This window comes from Bradyrhizobium sp. 187 (assembly GCF_023101005.1).
In the GTDB taxonomy this organism is placed as follows: Bacteria; Pseudomonadota; Alphaproteobacteria; order Rhizobiales; family Xanthobacteraceae; genus Bradyrhizobium; species Bradyrhizobium canariense_D.
This window is the reverse complement of sequence record NZ_CP064694.1, coordinates 71421-89280: the sequence shown is the minus strand read 5'-3', so window position 1 is coordinate 89280 and position 17860 is coordinate 71421. Positions and strand designations below refer to the sequence as shown.

General features: G+C 58.7%; 13 protein-coding genes and 1 pseudogene. 6 read left to right on the top strand and 8 right to left on the bottom strand.

Annotated elements, in window-relative coordinates; genetic code table 11:
* Nucleotides 1–11 precede the first annotated feature (11 nt).
* From nodS to IVB19_RS37585, 5 genes are read right to left on the bottom strand one after another with little or no spacing between them, the layout of a single operon-like run.
* Complete coding sequence (gene nodS, locus IVB19_RS37605; RefSeq protein WP_247822186.1) at nt 12–635, bottom strand: nodulation methyltransferase NodS; 624 nt, start codon at nt 633–635, stop codon at nt 12–14.
* Nucleotides 636–662: 27 nt separating this feature from the next.
* Nucleotides 663–2021 carry a chitooligosaccharide synthase NodC gene (gene nodC, locus IVB19_RS37600; protein ID WP_247822185.1) on the bottom strand — a complete coding sequence of 453 codons (1359 nt, stop codon included), beginning with the start codon at nt 2019–2021 and terminating at the stop codon, nt 663–665.
* A 14-nt stretch (nt 2022–2035) separates the two neighbouring features.
* On the bottom strand, nt 2036–2695 hold the full coding sequence (gene nodB / locus IVB19_RS37595; protein ID WP_247822184.1) for a chitooligosaccharide deacetylase NodB: 660 nt from the start codon (nt 2693–2695) through the stop codon (nt 2036–2038).
* Nucleotides 2692–3324 carry a NodA family N-acyltransferase gene (locus IVB19_RS37590; RefSeq protein ID WP_247822183.1) on the bottom strand — a complete coding sequence of 211 codons (633 nt, stop codon included), beginning with the start codon at nt 3322–3324 and terminating at the stop codon, nt 2692–2694. The genes nodB and IVB19_RS37590 overlap by 4 nt, the downstream gene beginning before the upstream one ends.
* Complete coding sequence (locus IVB19_RS37585; protein WP_247822316.1) at nt 3315–3737, bottom strand: response regulator; 423 nt, start codon at nt 3735–3737, stop codon at nt 3315–3317. Before IVB19_RS37585 ends, IVB19_RS37590 begins: the two co-directional genes overlap by 10 nt.
* Nucleotides 3738–4179: 442 nt before the next feature.
* Between IVB19_RS37585 and IVB19_RS37580 the strand changes: the two genes are divergently transcribed.
* The 6 genes from IVB19_RS37580 to IVB19_RS37555 all read left to right on the top strand — a co-directional run bounded on the left by IVB19_RS37580 (nt 4180) and on the right by IVB19_RS37555 (nt 15014).
* On the top strand, nt 4180–5118 hold the full coding sequence (locus tag IVB19_RS37580) for a LysR family transcriptional regulator (RefSeq protein ID WP_247822182.1): 939 nt from the start codon (nt 4180–4182) through the stop codon (nt 5116–5118).
* A gap of 1790 nt (nt 5119–6908) precedes the next feature.
* The gene (locus IVB19_RS37575) at nt 6909–7628 is read left to right on the top strand and encodes a MerR family transcriptional regulator (protein WP_247822181.1); all 720 of its coding nucleotides are present in this window, start codon (nt 6909–6911) and stop codon (nt 7626–7628) included.
* A 1348-nt stretch (nt 7629–8976) separates the two neighbouring features.
* Nucleotides 8977–10053: a histidinol-phosphate transaminase gene (gene hisC, locus IVB19_RS37570; protein WP_247822315.1), complete on the top strand. Its 1077-nt coding sequence runs from the start codon at nt 8977–8979 to the stop codon at nt 10051–10053.
* A 216-nt stretch (nt 10054–10269) separates the two neighbouring features.
* Nucleotides 10270–11298, top strand: coding sequence for an LLM class flavin-dependent oxidoreductase (locus IVB19_RS37565; protein WP_247822180.1), 1029 nt, complete (start codon nt 10270–10272; stop codon nt 11296–11298).
* A 1232-nt stretch (nt 11299–12530) separates the two neighbouring features.
* Complete coding sequence (locus tag IVB19_RS37560) at nt 12531–12875, top strand: hypothetical protein (RefSeq protein ID WP_247822179.1); 345 nt, start codon at nt 12531–12533, stop codon at nt 12873–12875.
* A 1401-nt stretch (nt 12876–14276) separates the two neighbouring features.
* Nucleotides 14277–15014 carry an outer membrane protein gene (locus tag IVB19_RS37555; protein ID WP_247822178.1) on the top strand — a complete coding sequence of 246 codons (738 nt, stop codon included), beginning with the start codon at nt 14277–14279 and terminating at the stop codon, nt 15012–15014.
* Here IVB19_RS37555 and IVB19_RS37550 read toward each other — a convergent pair.
* The 3 genes and pseudogenes from IVB19_RS37550 to IVB19_RS37540 form a co-directional block, all read right to left on the bottom strand.
* A complete protein-coding gene (locus IVB19_RS37550; RefSeq protein WP_247822177.1) occupies nt 14974–15174 on the bottom strand; it encodes a hypothetical protein in 201 nt (66 codons plus the stop codon). The two genes, IVB19_RS37555 and IVB19_RS37550, sit on opposite strands and share 41 nt — an antisense overlap.
* Before the next feature lie 42 nt (nt 15175–15216).
* A complete protein-coding gene (locus tag IVB19_RS37545) occupies nt 15217–16377 on the bottom strand; it encodes an IS630 family transposase (RefSeq protein ID WP_247822176.1) in 1161 nt (386 codons plus the stop codon).
* Nucleotides 16378–16627: 250 nt separating this feature from the next.
* A pseudogene (locus IVB19_RS37540) lies at nt 16628–17200 on the bottom strand (transposase); the annotation flags it as partial.
* Nucleotides 17201–17860: the final 660 nt, after the last annotated feature.

Sequence of the window (17860 nt, the reverse complement as noted above, 5' to 3'; positions counted from 1 at the left end):
AGTGGTTCCTTTCAAGCTCGGCCGTTGGGAGGGATCGAAGATCGCTCCGGATTGCGAAAGCGGACCAACAAGCAGTCTTCGTCAGTCGACTGCCCCTGGCACTGCACGCGCTCGAGCTCAATGAGCGCTTCAGTCAACATCGCGATGACTGTCTCGGCGCCAGCGACATGCCCCCATCGCCTGCAGGTAGCATCACGTGCAGATCCGAAGACCAGATGCCCACCTGGAGCAAGCATCTTCACCATCTTGTCCATTGCGGTACGCATCCGTGTCATGTCTTCGAGATAATAGAGAACTTCGGCGACCACGATCAGATCGAACAGCTCTTCGGTTGAGAACTGCAGAATATCGGTCGCCGCCCAGCTGATATGCGACCACCTCTTGGTCCGCTGGACCGCTCGACCGATCGCTCGCGGCATAACATCGATGACCGTGAGCCGTTTGCAGTGAGGAGCAAGCTTGTCTGTGAATGCACCGGCCGCGCACCCGATCTCAAGGCCGGTTGAGACGGCGCCGTTCGACAGTGATAGCCGTAGCAATTGGGTGTGACGCTCACGTTCGAACGGATTGCCGTCAAGTCGCCACGGGTCATCGTTAGCCAGCTCCCGTTGCAACGATTGATATGTCTTGTCCATGCTGATCACTAAATCCCTACAAAGCTGTCAGTCAGTCTCGGCCGCAATGCCATCAGACGCGATCAGCAGTGAGGGAGCGCGTGAAAGACCTGCCCCGCGAATTGAGCCGGGCGTTTCCGATGCCGGGTTAAGACTTGGTCCAGTTGTCGCGTCTTCGATCGAGGCATTCGATTCATCCACGTCTGAGGACTCCGCTACTTTGCGCGATAGCCAGTCGCTGTTGCTCAAGGTACAGAGCGCATAGACTTTCATCGGGAGCAGGAGGAAGATGTTGATCGGGGTGTGCAGCGAGAAGCCGATAAATCGAAGCTCGCCGGCACGAAGGGCCGCTACGCTGCACCGAATCATGGTCATCGCGACGATGGTCAGACCGGTCCACCAGGGCACGGTCCCGGTGAGCGCGAGCTGAGCGAGCGCGGCAATCGATGAGATGGCAAGCAGCAGCGGCCCCAGGTTCTGTCCGAGGACGTCGAGCGTAAGGTACCGGTCCAGGCCAGGCAACAGGTGCAAACCGAGCAGCGTGTCGCGGTAGGTGCTCCGCGCCCAGCGGAGCTGTTGCCGCAGATAAGGCAAGAGCCTGTCCGGGACCACCGTGGCGGCGATGGCGTCCGGAACGTACTCGGTTCGAAACCCTGCCTTGAGCATGAGGATCGTCAGATGGCGGTCCTCACCGAAGTCGCTCGGCTTTCCCCGGAAGAACTGCGTCTCGTACTGGTCGAGCACCAAGAGCAGCGCGGAGCGACGGTACATGGCACACGGCCCGCAGCAGCACATGACGGCGCCAAAGCGCGTCTGCGCCGCACGTTCTTCGTTGCAAGCCAACCAGTACTCCATGTCGATCAATCGGGTTAGCCAGTTTTCGTTGCGGTTGCTGGCCACCAATTGCCCCATGGCCGCTCCGACGGCAGGATCTTGCATCTTACGTACGAGCTTGCTGACCACGTCGCTGGCGATTTCCGTGTCGGAATCGACGTTGAGCACGAGATCGCCGAACGACCGGCGTATCGCTGCGATCTGCGCCTTGCGCTTTCCAACGTTGCTTGGCAGCAGAATGACGGTGAACCTCGGGTCATACGCGTAACTCCCATGGACCGGGGCCACTGCAGCGACATTTGCAGAGCCGTCATCGACCACATAGACGTGCAATCGCCCTGGGTAGTCCTGGCTTGCGAGAGATTTCAGGCAGGCCCCCAGCGTCCGCGGATCCTCGTTGAAGCAGGGCACGATCACATCCACGCTGGGCAGAGCTGCGGTGTGGATGAGGTCGTACGGCGGCAGTGAGGCGTCGGCTTGCAGTGCATAAAGCGCCTGCGCGCTCTTATGGACGCTGGAGAGCAACGCGTAGGAGGCAACAGCAGCGGTGCTGATGGTGGCAAGCAGGCTCATGGGAATTGATCGATTCAGTGAGTTTGAGGAAGCGACCGGATTGCAAATCCAAGGTCATGCAGTGCTGGAATGAGCTGGGCGAGCGCCGTCACAGTCTGGTCGCGCCGACCAGAGTGAGGGCAGCGTTTCAGTTCGTCGGGAGGGCACCCGTCGTGCAGGAGCACGATTGCCCCCGGCCGGACCGAGGCCAGCACCGCGGCAACAATCGCCTCGCCGCCAGGACGAGACCAGTCTTGCGGGTCCACTGACCAGTGCAGGGCTGCCAGTTCGGCCTTCGCCGACGCGGCGAGGGCCTCCTTAGTCCAACTCCCATACGGCGCACGCATGTGCCGCACAGAAGCTCGGGGGCAGGCCATTCCGATGACCTTGTTCGTCGTTAGGATCTCGTATTCCATCTCATCCGGCATGCATTTGGATAAATCCGGGTGCGTCATTGTGTGGTTTGCGAGTTCGTGCCCTTCTGCAATGATGCGCCGGATCAGCTCCGGCTGGCCCGCTGCATATGCACCAATCACGCAGAAAGTGGCGGGGGCCCGATGCTGCGCCAGCACATCCAGGATAGCCGGCGTGCAATGCGGGTTGGGGCCATCATCAAACGTCAGATAGACACAGCGCTCCCCGCCGGAGTCGGCGCAGTCGCTCCGCGCTTCAGTCTCGTTGTCTGCGGCGGTCACAGTTCTGGCCCGTTCCGTTCAATCATCTCACCGGCCGGCCATTCGCTCATTGGCCTCGCAATCGGCAGAACGAGGCCGACCACGTCCTCCACGCGCGTCGGAGGCACAGTGAGATAGACATCCGGACGAGCGGACCGGACACGGAGCCCTGGCAGAACAGTCGCCAGTCCCTGTCGCCCGAGCAGCCTGGTAATATGGTTCTGCAGGGCGGATCGGACCGTGCCAAAGCCGAACGGCACGCCAAGATCTCGCAATACGGGATAAATCGCGCGGATGGAGTGGCTGATGCCGAGCCCCTCGAGGTCCGGGCGCACCCCGTACAATCCGAGTTCAGCCACAAGCAGATCGACCTCACCAACTTTTATGAAGCGGCGCAGTACGCCGATGTGAATCGCAACGCCACGATCATCGTAGCCGATTGCCCGAATCTCAGGCCTTGCGCCGGCCCAGCTTCGATGACCTTCAAAGGGCTTTGCATTGAATGCCCCGGTCGGACCATAGGTTTTCCGGAAGAAGTCGGACAATTCAATATGGTCAGCAAGCTGAAGCTCATTTTCCCAGCACAGCTTCCAACGAACTGGAGGGCGCGCCGAAACACCTCGTGTGGATCCGGGCGCGATCATTTCCATAGAGAGCAATTCCTATTCATTATCTGGCTCCTGACGCAGGCCAACAGCTCGCTGCGCTCGAAAGGCTTGCTCAAGAACTGGAGTCCAGCTTGCAGGACCCGATTCATATCGTCTTCGGAGCTGTCTGTGAGCAGAACGGTAGGAACCACGCCTCCGGATGCAGCCAGATGATGGAAGAGCTCAAAGCCACTCATCACGCTCGACTGCATGTCCGCGATCAAGCACGACGTGATCAAACGGCGGCCCGATTTCAAGAACTCGTCTGCGCTCTCGAAGGATTCGGGTACGTAGCCCGCGGAAAACACCACATCTGTCAGAGCTTCACGCACTGACCGATGTGCATTCACAATGGATACGACGTCGAGCGTGTGCGCAACTCGCATCAGATTCGCCAAGGGCGCCTTCGCTTGCATGTTCCGCACGATTTCTCCGCAGCAAGGGCGCAATCGGATGCGACCAAAACACGTTTGGTACCCGCAACTGAAGGGGTCCAACTGGAGCGAAATATACGGCCAGTTTGAGGGTTCGCTCAATTCTACGGCGGTACACGGCCGGTATAGAATGAGTTGGCGAAGCCATACGAAGGTTTGCTCGTCCTATACGCCCACGCTCATTTGCGTATCCCCACCGTGCTAGCTTGCCGAGATATGACTTGCGCAACACGCGCGAAACTGCGACCGCACGGTCCAGATGTCTTGATCGATCCCTGGCGCTGGGCTGAGACGCGCTACGATTTGTAACCATTCTGATAGATCTGACATCTCGCTAAACTATCCTTTGCTATCCTCATTCGGTACAAATGGTAAAATCGATTGTATCGATAGAACACATTCATGCCGTGGATCACTCAACATTATGCGTTTCAAGGGCCTCGATCTGAATCTCCTCGTCGCGTTCGACGCCCTGGTGACGCAAGGCAATCTCACTGCGGCGGCAAGAAGCATCAACCTCAGTCAACCTGCCATGAGTGCTGCCGTCGCGCGGCTTCGCACTTACTTTCGCGATGAGCTATTCACGATGCGGGGCCGGAAGCTTGACCCAACGCCGCGGGCTCAAGCGCTCGCACTCCCCATTCGCGAGGCTCTCGCTCACATTCAGCTCTCCATCATTTCTCCGGACGGCTTCACTCCGTCTCAATCGAATCGGCGATTCAGGATTATCCTGTCCGACTTCATGACTGTCGTGTTTCTTCGACCTATCGTGGACCGCGTCGCGCGGGAAGCTCCGACAATCAATTTCGAGTTGCTGCCGCCCGTAGACGAACCCGATGAACTTCTCCGGCGCGGTGAAGTCGATTTTCTGATGTATCCGGAGATGTTCATGTCGAGCGCGCATCCCAAGGCGGCGCTGTTCGAGGACACTTTCGTTTGCGTGGGCTGCCCCATGAACAAGCAGCTGGCTCCGCGACTTACGTGCGAGATGTACACGTCGATCGGACACGTGGAAGCCCAGTTCGGGCGCTCCCTGAGGCCCTCCTTCCACGAATGGCTCTTGCTCGAGCATGGTTTCAAGATACGCACCGAAGTGGCTGTGCAAGGTTTTGGTATGATTCCGCCTATGTTATTGGGCACCAACCGTATAGCGAGCATGCCCTCAAGACTGGTCAGCCATTTCGCAAACACGATGCCCCTGCGGGTCATCGAACCTCCGCTGCGACTTCTCACATTCACCGAGGCCGTCCAATGGCCGGCCATTCATAATACTGATCCTGCAAGCATTTGGATGCGCAACATGTTCTTGCAACAGGCATCCATGATGATCTCTCCGTCCGAGACCAACCAATGTCACTTCTAGGATTGTTCGGCCGCTTGCGACCTACTCTTCGTTAACCAGATCTACGCCAGGCTCGAAGCTCCGGTCCTCGCTGGTGTTCGGCCTGTCGACATTGGCACGCTTGAGCGTAGTTTGATCGCGCCGGCGGCGCTATGGATCCCGCGTTGCCGTGACCATCGCGCCAGGATCAACCTGGATCCACTCGCCATGAGCTAGCGAAATTGTTCCGCTGCGCGCGTACGTGGAGGATGAGTGTTTATGATGAAAGGACGGCAACTGTACCAATGTACGGCGCACGGAAGCGCTCGCCGCTCCCATTCGCCAAGCCCTGCTCCAACTGCAGCTCTTGATCATTTCGGGCGACATGGTCAATCCAGCCACATCGGACCGTGGGACATCCTTTCGGATCTCGCGACAATCGTGTTATTTTCGAAAGTGTCGTGGCAGGTGGCGCGCGGGATGCCGCGCCGTTTGTCCCGAGTTACGGCCTGTTACCGGTGACCCCGAACAGCTACTTCGGTGCGGTAACATGATTTGCCTATCTTATCCAAAGCATCTATGTCCAGCGCTCGCACACCAAAGCGATACTGTTCGAGAATGAAACTGAGTGAGCTTCCGAACGAGCAAGCCATTACCCGCGACAGCTGCACGGCGCTGCGCAACACTGATCCGGCTCACGTGTGATATGCGAGCTATTGCTGTAGGAACTATGGCACGTCCTTGTTTTCCCAGGCGTGGCCGCGCGGCGCCGGGGCCCGTTGAGCCGTTTTGAGCGCCTCCACGTTCAACGGATACTGGAGCGATCCTTCGGGGCTTGGTCCTCAATCGCGAGTAGCGTTTCGCCAGCCGCGCGAGGAGGCGCCTGCGTTGAGATACATGCCGGGAATGGTTTTGCGGCGCGCCTTATCCGGCGCTTTGCGTCGCAGACTTGCGCCGTTGAAGAGCAGCCATCATCTTGTGGCATTCCAACCGATGTTGCCACGCGCGAACAACGCCTTCGCGCCCACAAAGCTATCTCAACAGGACTAGCAGCGTGTCGAAGACGCTGTTAGGCGCCGAGCGGGAGGCCACGCCACGATGTGGTGGTAGGACTAATCTGCGATGATTGACCAATCAACGCTCGGCTCGACGATAGATCACGCAAAGATTGCGACCAAAAGGAGGCCCATCTGATCAGATCAGTACTGTGTCCGGTCCGCGGTTCGTGAAGCTGTGTCGCAAGAGCAAGCGGGCTGCATGTACCTGCTTTCTCTTCGCGTGGCGATCAGATAGCAGATGGCCACTGCTGGGGCAGCGTCCAGCGGAAATTGCACAGTTTCGGGTAGAGCAGTGTTGGACAAACGGGAAGCAAGGCCGTGTTGCACAACGGCACCACACGAACGCACCTGTCACATTCTTTCGCGCACGTCGCCGCTCCGTCTCCTTTTTGCCCCACCACGGCCAAACGGCTTCGTCACGTGCAGCGAAGGTGTGGCAATCAAAGGAGCCTACTCTTGGAGAAGCCGAGCGGAGTCTACGATCCCGAGGATCTCGCGAGCTTGGGAAACCTTTTCGATCGAGCAATCGCGTCTTTACCGACATGCATGCGAACCAGCGAGAATCGCGCGGCGATCGCCAGACTTGTGATGCAACGCGCAGCGAGGGATGAATTGGCGTCGCTGGCGAACTTGATGCTTGCACTTGTCTCGGCTGGTTGATCAACAGCATGCGCTCAGTGCTTCTGGGGTTCGCAGCAAGAGACCATCATCTAGATCATTGAAATCACTTGATTCTCACGTGACGTCAGGTTGTAGGCTTGCAAATTGAGGACCATGACAAACGCCACACCACGACGGCGCCGATGGCGCATTGGAGAACTTGCAGAGGCGACCGGCGTAACGGTGCGCACTCTGCATCATTACGAACATACCGGGTTGTTGACGGTCGCGGAACGTACCGGTGGCGGTCACCGCATGTACGATCGTGAAAGCCTACAACGCGTCTCTCGGATACGGACGCTACGTGAGCTCGGCTTCTCGCTTCCTGAGATCCGCAAAGCCATCGAGGGACGGACGTCTCTCACGGACCTATTGCGCAACCATCTGGAGCGAATTGAACTTCAAGTCGCGCGGGCTACAATATTACGGGATCGATTGCGCAGTATGACCACGCAAGGTGAGACAGACGTTAGTGTAGACGAGCTGCCGGCCACGTTAGATGCAATGTCGCGAATTGAGGAGCGTACCCCCTCGGCCATCTGCACGTGCGCTTCTAACGCTAGCCGCGAAGATCGGTGGCGGAAGATTCGGGACGAGCTACGAAGCTGCATGGATCGGGGGGAGCCGCCATGCAGTGAGCGACCAAATGCGGTCGCGCGTCAGGCCCGTTCGCTGCTGACTGAGATCGCAGGAGTTGACTCGACCGTCTCGATGATACTGAAGGTGCTGACGCGATTGACCGAACCACACAATCTCGCTGGCTGGGATGCGAGCCTCATGCGATACCTGGATCTCGCCCTCGCCGCGCTGGAGAACCAGCTCGGAAAGAGTTGACGCACCCGGCTGCTCGGACGCGGTTGCTCGAATGTCTCTAACTAAATGAGCTGATGCTGATCCTTGTCTGACTGAGGGTCGTTGGCCCGTAGCAATTCGCCTGCGAATGTGCGTTGTCGGCACTCTTGGACTTTCGCCCTGCCACCCTCGAGGAGCACGCTACGAAGTACTTGATTCGTACGTAGCGTCAAATTGTACCTCTAAAAGCATCGACACAGCGGCGGGGCGACCGACAGAGCGCCGGCTAGGCCGATGGAGACTCCAATGATCTGCATCACTTTCGGAAGTTTCCCGGTGAAAGCGCTGGGCGAGAACAAGTCGGTGAATGATCGTCTTTGGCCATTGCCGGCGACTCCGCAAACGGCACGCTCTCTACGTTCATGCCGGACTCGACGAAGAATGCTGCAGGGGCAGCCGCTGTCGCCAAGCTCAAGGGTTCAAGCGAATCTGCCGCAGGTTGCACGCTACCCTTATGCCGCAGGTCAAGCATGGCCAGGCTCGGTCAGACGGGCGGGCACCTTCGATGCCAGGCGGGTCGCTGCGGCCGAACCTCGGGCTCAGTCGAAAGCGCCATTGCAACGGTTCGATTCGACTTCAAGGGAGACAATGCCGCTCCTGGTTTCGTCGTTAACCGCTGGCGCGACAATACGGTCGAAGGGTCGCGCAGACCTGAGCGCCCGCACCAACACCGCACGGAGCGTTGAATGATGAACCATCGTCGGCCTGGCGATTACGCGCTGGTCACGTGCGTCGCAGTCGCCGCAGTCGCCGCATTTCTCGCCCTCGCGCCAATGCTATCACGGCTGTCGTGCGCGCCCGAGCGGCCGCCCGAAGAGTACGTTCCCATTCGTCTGGTACCGCTGGAGTGAGCATCACTTCCACAATCGTAAGGCCGACGAACATCGGTGGCTTCTTCCACCTAGTGACACTGATGCGCACCTCGCTCTCGGGAGTGAGCTGCCAGGACCTCTTTAGAAGGAACGTAGCTTGTGGCAACATGTCAGGGGTGCGCAGTCTGTCTGCGGATTACGCGAGTTCAAGCCACGTTAGCAGCGCTGTTCGGCCGAGTGGACGTGGCGTTCCCTCCCCTCGTGAAACAGGTATTCGCTGGGATAACGCCGTGCGCCCTCCTGATCCGCACTGATCGGTGCCGGACTTTGAGCCGGACTCTGATCCGGTGCGGCGCTTAGATCTGAGCCCGCCTATGGCACCCGACCCTCACATTCATGCACGCCTCGCGCTTCCCGGCTCCGAACACAGCGCGCGCATCACGTAGGCTCGATGAAGGCCGTCAACTGCTCTCGTCGACAAAAGGGAGAACATCAAATTGGATGCAAAACTGCAAAATATGCTTTCCTCGCTCTCGCCGGTGGCTCGCGAATTGGATGCTCTGCCGTCCGGGCGGCCCACCCCCGACAATAGTTGCGTGAAACTGAATACGAATGAGAACCCATTTCCTTTGCCAGCAATCGTGATGCGAAGCGCAATTGCAGCTCTTGAGGTGCAATACCGCTATCCAGAAGACGACAATATCAGCTTGAGGCAAGCGGCCGCAGCGGCCTACGGGATTGCCACTGATCGCGTGATGGCTGGCAATGGATCGTCTGAACTCCTCAGTCTCATTTACAGAGCCTTTCTTGCCCCGGGCGACGGCATCGCAATGATGTCGCCCGGCTTCTCATTCAATCGCAAGCTTGCCATGTTGCAAGGGGCCCGGTTCATCGAAATTCCCTGGTCTGAACCCAACTGCTTGCCGATGGACGAGCTGCTTTTCGGACCGGCTAAACATGCCAAGTTCATTCTGCTGGCGAATCCGAACAATCCGACCGGAACCTTTGTTCCGGTCGCTGAGATCGAGCGCCTTGTTATACGGTCTGACCGATTGATCGTATTGGACGAAGCTTATGTCGATTTCGCACCTGAGGACGGCCTGCGCCTCATTGAGCGCCATTCGAATGTTCTGGTCCTGCGCACGCTTTCCAAGAGTCATTCCGCCGCAGGCATTCGCGTCGGCTTCGGTTTCGGCCATCCCGAGCTGATTGGGCGGCTCCGCAACATCCAGAATGTTTTCAACATGAATGTGGTCGCTCATGCCGTAGGCATGAGCGTCCTTGCGCATCGCGACGCCTACGAGGAGAACCATCGCCACGTCAGGTTTGAGCGTCAGCGCGTAGCGGCCGCCCTCTCAGAATTTGGGTTCTCCGTAACGCCTTCCCACGCGAACTTCCTCCTCGCCCGTGTGCCGGTAGGCCAGGGTGGCAGATGGTGGCAGGCGGCGTTGCAAGACCAGAGCGTCCTCGTTGCCTTCTTTCCGGATGCCGGCCTGCAAGAGTGCATTCGCGTTAGCATCGGTACAAAGCGTCAAATGGATTCGTTCCTTGCGGCTGTCGGCAGCATTCTTAAGAAAGTGGGACGCCTTGGGTAGTGACCCCCTTCCACTCAGGTCACAGATCCCCGTTCACAATCGATCCGGACCCACAGATGATGCAGCTTCGGGACGCAGCCAGATTCAACTTTTGTTCGGTCGGCGCATTACGAGCTGTTGAGAACGGCTTCGCAGCATATGCACCGAAGTGCCAGCGAGCGCCTCTTGCACCCCAAAGCCGGGCGGACTCCGGTCCTCTGTATAGGAGATAACTGAGTGAGAAACGTTCTTCCCTCAAACCTGACCTGCGGCATCTTTGATCATCTTGACGAGGACGGCCCCGATATCGCCCGGCAATACGGGGACCGCCTCGCGCTGGCGGAGGCCTACGACCGGCTCGGTTTCTATGCCTATCATTTGGCGGAGCATCATTGCACCCCGCATGGACGCGGCCCATCGCCGAACTTGTTTCTGTCAAGCGTCATACAACGCACACGGCGACTTCGCGTTTGTCCATTGGTCATGCTCCTCAACCTCTACCACCCGTTGCGGGCATTCGAGGAGATCTGCATGTTGGATCACCTGAGCAGCGGCAGGGTCGAGGTCGGTCTTGGTCGCGGCTCCCTACCGATCGAACTGAGTTATTTTGGGGTTGGAGCCGATGTTGCCTCAAGCCGTTACGAGGAAGCTTCCCAAATCTTCGCTAACGCGATGAATGGCGGCCCACTCTCATACCAGGGGCAACATTTTGCGCTGAGCGACGTTCCTTTGACGCTTTCGCCTCATCAGCACCCTTGTCCCCCGACATGGATTGCTACAAATCGGCCAGAGTCCGCGCATTGGGCGGCGGTGAATGGCGCTAATCTGGCGTGCATGGGGCCCTCTTCTGCCGTTCGCAAGGTAACAGATCAATATCGCGCTCATCGAAACGGCAAGCGTGACGCCAACGGTTCAGCACCATTTCTCGCATTGCTGCGCATGGTTGTAATTGCCAGCTCTGAAGCAGCCGCCCGGTCCCTCGCCGCGCCAGCCTACGAAACCTGGCTCAAGAGCTTTAAGTTCCTGTACGACCTCAATGACATCCCGCCTCCATCCAACCTGCCCCTAACCTTGGATGCCGCAATTGAGAGTGAACTGTGCGTTGTCGGAACGCGCGCTTCGGTGCGCCAAGCTCTTCTCGATCACGTGGAAGAGGCAGGCGCCAACTATCTCCTTTGTCAGCTCGCCTTTGGATCTCTGTCACTGGATGCCTGCCTCAACACAGCAACTGCGATTCACTCCGAGCTCATAGCGGCAGAGCACTGACGGTGAGCCTGCGACCCAATAAATTCCCCTTTGACCAGGCAATAAATGGCAACACCGAGGCCCATGAGCACCCGCAGCCGGATGCATTTGTCAGGCCGCTCTTGTGGCTCAAGTGGCTCTTCCGCGCATGAGACCCTTTCGACTACATCACCAAACCGTAGTCTCAACGGCAATAAATGCCCTGTCTCCCATTTTGCGTGCGTTGACATTGGCCGCGCAGTGGTTCGCTTGGCCAGGTGAGTTGGCTCACGCTCATCCCGCTTTGGCGCGCCAGTTCGTCCATCGCACTCCACACGAATCGAAGATGTGGCTTATCGCACGGGCGCGCCTGTCGTGACGCGGTCCCGGCAGCGCTCCGACCAGATGGAGGAGATCGCGCGTAAGCTCGAGATCGTGCTGGCGGAGCTGGCTTCGCTGCGCATTCTGCTGGCTGCGCACGGAATTAGCACCCCTCCACCTCTGCATGAGGACTACCTCACTGTTCAGCGATTCGCAGCGATGAACCACATAAGCCCCGAAGGCGTGCTCTCTCGGATCCGTCGCGGCAAGCTGCGCGCGGAGAAGCGCGGTGGCCGCTGGTGGGTGAAATGCACGGTTGCACAGCATAGCCGTGCAGTGGCGAGGACAGTTATGATAGCCGAAATGAACCAATCCGAGATACGGAATCCAGCACATGGAAATGATCTGCGCGTTTCAGATGCTGCTCTTTCTGAGCTCGACCGGACGACCAACACACCATCGCCGGATCGGGAGGCTCGATGTCGATGCACCCAGGCAATCACAAAATGCGTGGGCGCCCCGAGCACCTGGATATCGGATGACCCACCTTCGTAACCGGGATCACTCAGCCGATTCGGCCTCGTCAACAGAGCGAACCGGGTGAGAAAGCGGAAGAGAACGGACGCGTGGCAGACGTCCAACTCCGATGCCGCTGCATGTATTGTGGCAAAGGGAAAGCGGCGCACACCCTCCATGTCAGTTTTGCACGTGAGCCACCGCGCGCGACCGGGTTACGGCTCACAGAAAAATAAATGCCGTGCTCGCAAATCGCACACTTGCGAGTTCCGCCGAGCACATCTTGAACGTCCGTCTCACGCCCGCTAGGGCGTAGCAACGGACATGCATCCCAGTCATTCGGCTGTTCAGGGTCGCCTCGCGCGCCGGTGCCAAACGCGGACAGGTCTAATTTCGCTGGGATAGTCCCAGATTTTGGCCGGAGAAGGAGATAGCCAATGATGTCACCAAGACTGATGTCAGTCCTCGGGTCGACGGTAGCAGTCGAGCGTATGTTTTGGAAATTTCGTGAATTGATCGATGGCGATAGCGCGATCGCACCTGAAATTCGAGAGACGCTTCATGTAATGTTAGATGCAAAGCTTCTTTCCGCAAAAGATAAGATTATGAGCGACGCGCGCGCTGCGATCGACGCAACTCCTGATTTGCCGCAGGCGGTCCGCGATCGAGCATACAGGTCGCTCGACTTTGCAATGAAAATGTTCATGACCAACGAACCGCGGCGCCCTCAGGATCCTTTTAACGAGGTCGGTATCTACAGCGCTCATCCCAAGATGCCTTGATGCATGCCCGCTCCAGGGATCGGCGCCTCACTGCCGCCGTACGACCCGGCCGACGACGGTGCTTTGCCCTGCGTGGATGTCATCGTGCCCTGCTTCAACGAGGGACCCGCGCGCGCTGGCGGCGTGCCTGAGGTCTCTCGCAAGCCAAGGTTTCCGGCAGTTCTGCTCCGCCGCCGCTCCGAGTTCCCGCACACCGTGGTTCCTAATGCGGCATTCGGCCTTGCTCAAGCAAGGCAATTGCCGATCTGCCACAAGAGGGCGAACGCCGAGCGCCGTCAGTTCGTCGAGCACAGAATCAGGAGGCGGCGTGGAGGGCACACGCGTGCTCGCGTGCAGCCAGTCCCAACAGCGCGGTGCAACGTGTGACTGCTGGCCGATTTGACCCGAGACACTGACGGTGAAGACTGCGAGCCGGCCGTTCACGGATGATCGGATCGGCGGCCATGTATTCGCAACCGGCCCTGTACCTCTCAACGTATCTTTGTGTGATCTTAGCATGCGCGGAAGCCATTGCCGGACCGAAATCTAATCAGCGCTGGTGCACACTGCGGAGAAGATATGTCTGGCACGCGAGCCAGCGCTTGAACTGAATGCGACGGCGAGCACGATTGCGACAGCATCGACGAGCACCTTTCACTCTCCTGCGGCATCTACGCCGCTTCGATGTCCGTGGCGATCTGCACTGGGCCAGAAGGGTGATCCAGAGCCACCGCACCACTTCGAATTTCATCTCGCGCAGGATCAGCGCCGCATTGACGGTGACAAATGTTTCCTGGCCGAATTCAGAGCCCTGAACTCGCCTACCTAAACTGAGAGGTTTCGAAGGTTATGCTCCCCTCCTAGAACTCGATCGCCGATAGTCAGTACAGCGGATGCATCATGAAACCTGACGAGCGCCTCGCCGAGGTCCTTGAGAATAGCGCGTGTTTTGATGATGAGGCATGGGAGGTGTGGGCGCAGTGCCTCTCACCCGCTGAGCGGCTGGTGTATATTCGGAAGCATCGCTCTCACTTCCGGTTCGCAGATTACGATGAAGTGATAGCTGTTGTACGGGGTCGGCGCTTCACCGGTTGCTCATCGCAGCTCCTTCGATGGCGTCACAGGATAAGAGCAAGGACGTTGCAAGACGCTTTGCTCTTTTCGGTTGCGGTGTGGCTGAGCGTCATGTGGCTTGCGGTGCGCTTCATCCGGTGAGATCAGCAGCACGCTTTTCGCCGACGCCTACGCAATCTAATTCGAACGCGAAAGAGCATTGCTAGGCGTGATCCGCAACGCCGCAACCTGACGCAGGGTTCGGTTCAAGCATTCCTTTCGGCCCAAATGTTGCGGTACAGCTACAGCTATTCGTGCGGATGTTGTTAAGACGCGCGAGCTCGGGGCACTGAAGACATGAGAGTAGAAATGAAGAACTTGTTGCTTGCGACTGCAAGCATTGTGGCACTCGGCGCGGTGGCGCCCGCATTCGGCGCGGATCTGGCTGCGCAGCCCTTCCAGCCTCTCTATGCCAAAGCTCCGCAGCCTGTTGCGGCTACGATCTACGACTGGAGCGGCTACTACGTCGGCTTGAACGGCGGCTTGGGCTCAAGCGCGAATTGCTGGGACTTCAATGGCGGCACCCCTGAGGGCTGCCACGATGCGACCGGCGGTACCGTGGGTGGCCAGATCGGCTATCGAGGGCAGATCGGCCAGATCGTGCTTGGTGTTGAAGGCCAGGGGAACTGGTCTGATTTGAGTGGGTCGAATGACAGCGTCGCGTTTGCGGATAACAACCAGACCAAGATTGATGCGTTCGGCCTGGTAACGGGGCAGATAGGTTATGCCTTCGACAACGTACTGCTTTACGCCAAAGGCGGCGCCGCAGTGACGAGCAACACGTATCAGATTAGCTCGACCCTCACCGGCGCGCAGCTTGGGAGCAGTCAGCACGTTCTTCGGGGGGGCGCTTTGGGAGCCGGCATCGAATACGGCTTCGCACCGAGCTGGTCGGTCAGCCTCGAGTACGACCACCTATTCATGCAGCCCGCAACGGTGCACTTCCCCGCGCCCGCAGGCGGAATCGATCGCATCCGCCAGGATTTCGATCTTGTGACTGCACGGATCAACTATAAGTTCGGCGGCCCCTTTCTTCTGAAATATTGATCAGCAGTACGAACGGCGGATCGAAAGCCCCGGCCCTGGCCGGGGCTTGTTTTTGCAAGGGCGGGTTGGTGCCGTGCGGCAGGTCGTCACGTGACTTCAGCGGCGGGTTGATGCCGTTGGCCTTCGACCATTCACGCAGGAGGAGCTCGTCTTGCTGCATCAAGCAATACCGTTAACCCAGGCGACTAGATTTCGAATCATATCAGGCGGCCTCGGTGAGCTTGTAGGACCAGGTGTGGATGACCGAATGGCGATTGACGTCGTCGATACCAGCCATGATGCGCTCCTTGAGTTCGTGTTTTGAGGTGACGCGGATGTGGCGCAGGACTGAACGGGCGAACTTGGAGAAGAAGCCTTCGATAAGATTGAGCCACGAGCCGTGCTTGGGGGTGAAGGTGAGCTCGAAGCGTCCAGCCGGTCGCGTGGCGAGCCAGGCTCTGGTTTCTCTCGATATGTGCGCGGAATGATTGTCGAGGATCAATTTGATCGCAGTGTTCGGCGGATAGGCGGCATCGATACTCCTGAGGAGTTCGATGAACTCTCGACTGCGGTGGCGATCTTTGACAACGGCGTGGACCTTGCCGGTGAGCAGATCGATCCCGGCCAACAGGCTGAGTGTGCCATGACGTTTGTATTCGTGGTCGCGCGCAAAGGTGGCGTGGACGCCAGGCTTGGGCGGCAAATCCGGCGCCGTGGTTGCGATGGCCTGGATTCCCGGCTTCTCGTCGCAGGAGACGACCGTCACCGGCTTTCCCTGCCTCCTTCCCTTGGCAGAGGCTTTCTTCAGGACTTGTTTCTTCAGGACTTGGACTTCACGATAGACGCACAGGACCTCCGCCATCTTCCATTCGAACTCGGCGTCGCGATTTTCAAGATAGTAACGCACCTTGTGCGGCTTGATTGTCTCTTGGCCGAGGATCTTGCACACCGTGCCCTGGACCAAATTGGCCAAACATCCATGCCCTCCTGCCGGCCCGTGTTCGCGCGCATGCCGCGCCAAGAGCCGCGTCGTCCACAACTCATGAGGATAGCCGTGGTCCTTGGCCTTGTCGCACGCCAGAGACACCAACCAGGCTTTGGCCTCAGGCGTGATGGTTGGTTCCTTGCCCGGTCGCGGGCGATCGTCGAGGGCTGCCAGCGGGCCATCGGCCAGCGCCCGCTCGACACAGCGCTGCACCGTCTGATGATGGACCCCAAGTCTCCGACCCACCGCGCAGAACGAAGGATTTTCACGATACGCCAGCAGCATCTGCGCCCGCGACACCCGGCTCGCCAGTTCGAGTCTCGACCGCGAAAGCGTCGTCAAGGTCGCAACCTCTTCATCACTCATGGCCAATTCGACCGCTCGCCGCCATCCCGCCATGATACCGCTCCTCGTTTCGCCGACCGCAAACGAGGAATCCGCCAACAACCCGTCCGTTCCACCAATTCAGCCTGCCCCACGAACGCAGGTTTCATGGAATCGGTCGTCTAGGCTGTCGCAATCCAAGCCCAAAACCCGCTTCCATATTGGTCGAGTGGCGGCATCCACAACCAAGCACGCTTGCGAAGATCAGCGTCATCCCAGGCGGGTCATCCATGCGCCGAATGGCGTGCCGTCATGGCCAGTCCACGTCACTGGTACTCGCATGGGTGTCGTTCTTGCGCTTCTGGCGGTGGAAGTTGGCGCCATCATCATCGCCGCCGCTGCCGTCCTTGGGACGAAAACTCTTCTGCGAAGCCCAGGCTTCGATCAGCGTTCCGTCCACCGAAAACTGCTCGTCCGACAATAGTGGTTTGACCTGCGGATGGTTCAGAAGCCTGGTCATGAACTTCGTGAACACATCGCCGTTCTGCAGCCGCTCCCGGTTCTTGGTGAAGGTGGTCGGGTCCCACACCGGATCGTCCGGCGACAGTCCCACCAACCAGCGGTACAAGAGATTGTAGTCCAGTTGCTCCATCAACTGGCGTTCCGACCGAATGCCGTAGAATACCTGCAGCAGCAAGGCGCTCAGCAATTGCTCCGGCGGGATCGAAGGACGCCCCTCGCTGGCGTAGAGCCTTCCAAGGCTGCAGTTCAAATCACTCAAAACATCCCAGACAAGTTCCCGGACCTTCCGCAGCGGATGGTTCGCTGGCACACGCTTATCCGGTGCGATGTACGAAAACAGGCCGCCCTGATCCGTAAACCTGCCGCGCCCGCCGATTCGAGATGATAAAGTGAATCATCAAGCGCCTCCGTGGCGAGGGGGTTCTTCAGCAGACTGCTAGAGACGTCAAAACATGATCCGGTCCCCTTGCCGACCTCGCTCGCGTCTGCGCCATGTGCCTGAAAGTACGTTCAGTGAAGTCTAGCCCGATCGCGCGAGCTTCGTTCACAAACGCCCCCATTTATGTGACGCTTCAATAGTCTTCAGTTTGCGCATCGATGCCGTCACGGAGCGGCTACTCCTTCAAGCCGCAACAACGGCGGACAGCGCTGTTCGCTCCGTGACATCAAGGAGATCGGAGCGCGCACGAATTCAGTCAGCAGACAGGGCCCGATGGTCCCTCGGTGGGGCGTCCAGTTCACTGAACGTCTTCGTTCTCCAGCGTTACGGTTGGGACTGGCCGCCTGAGGATTGGACAAAGACCTTCCCGTCGCGGCAACAGTCGCGTAACGCTCTTTGCTGCGGCTGCTAGGCGGAACACTGAGGGATAGCGCCCATCAGGCACCGTGCCCAGCAAAGCTGAGCTTTGGCGGCCGCACTCGCGGAAGTCGGGCAGCCGGATCAGGGCGGCTGTTTTGAATCACACACTTCGATTGCCAATCTCGGCGAAGCCTCCTGCCCGCGAAAGAGGACTTGGTACGAGCCTTGCTTGCTGAG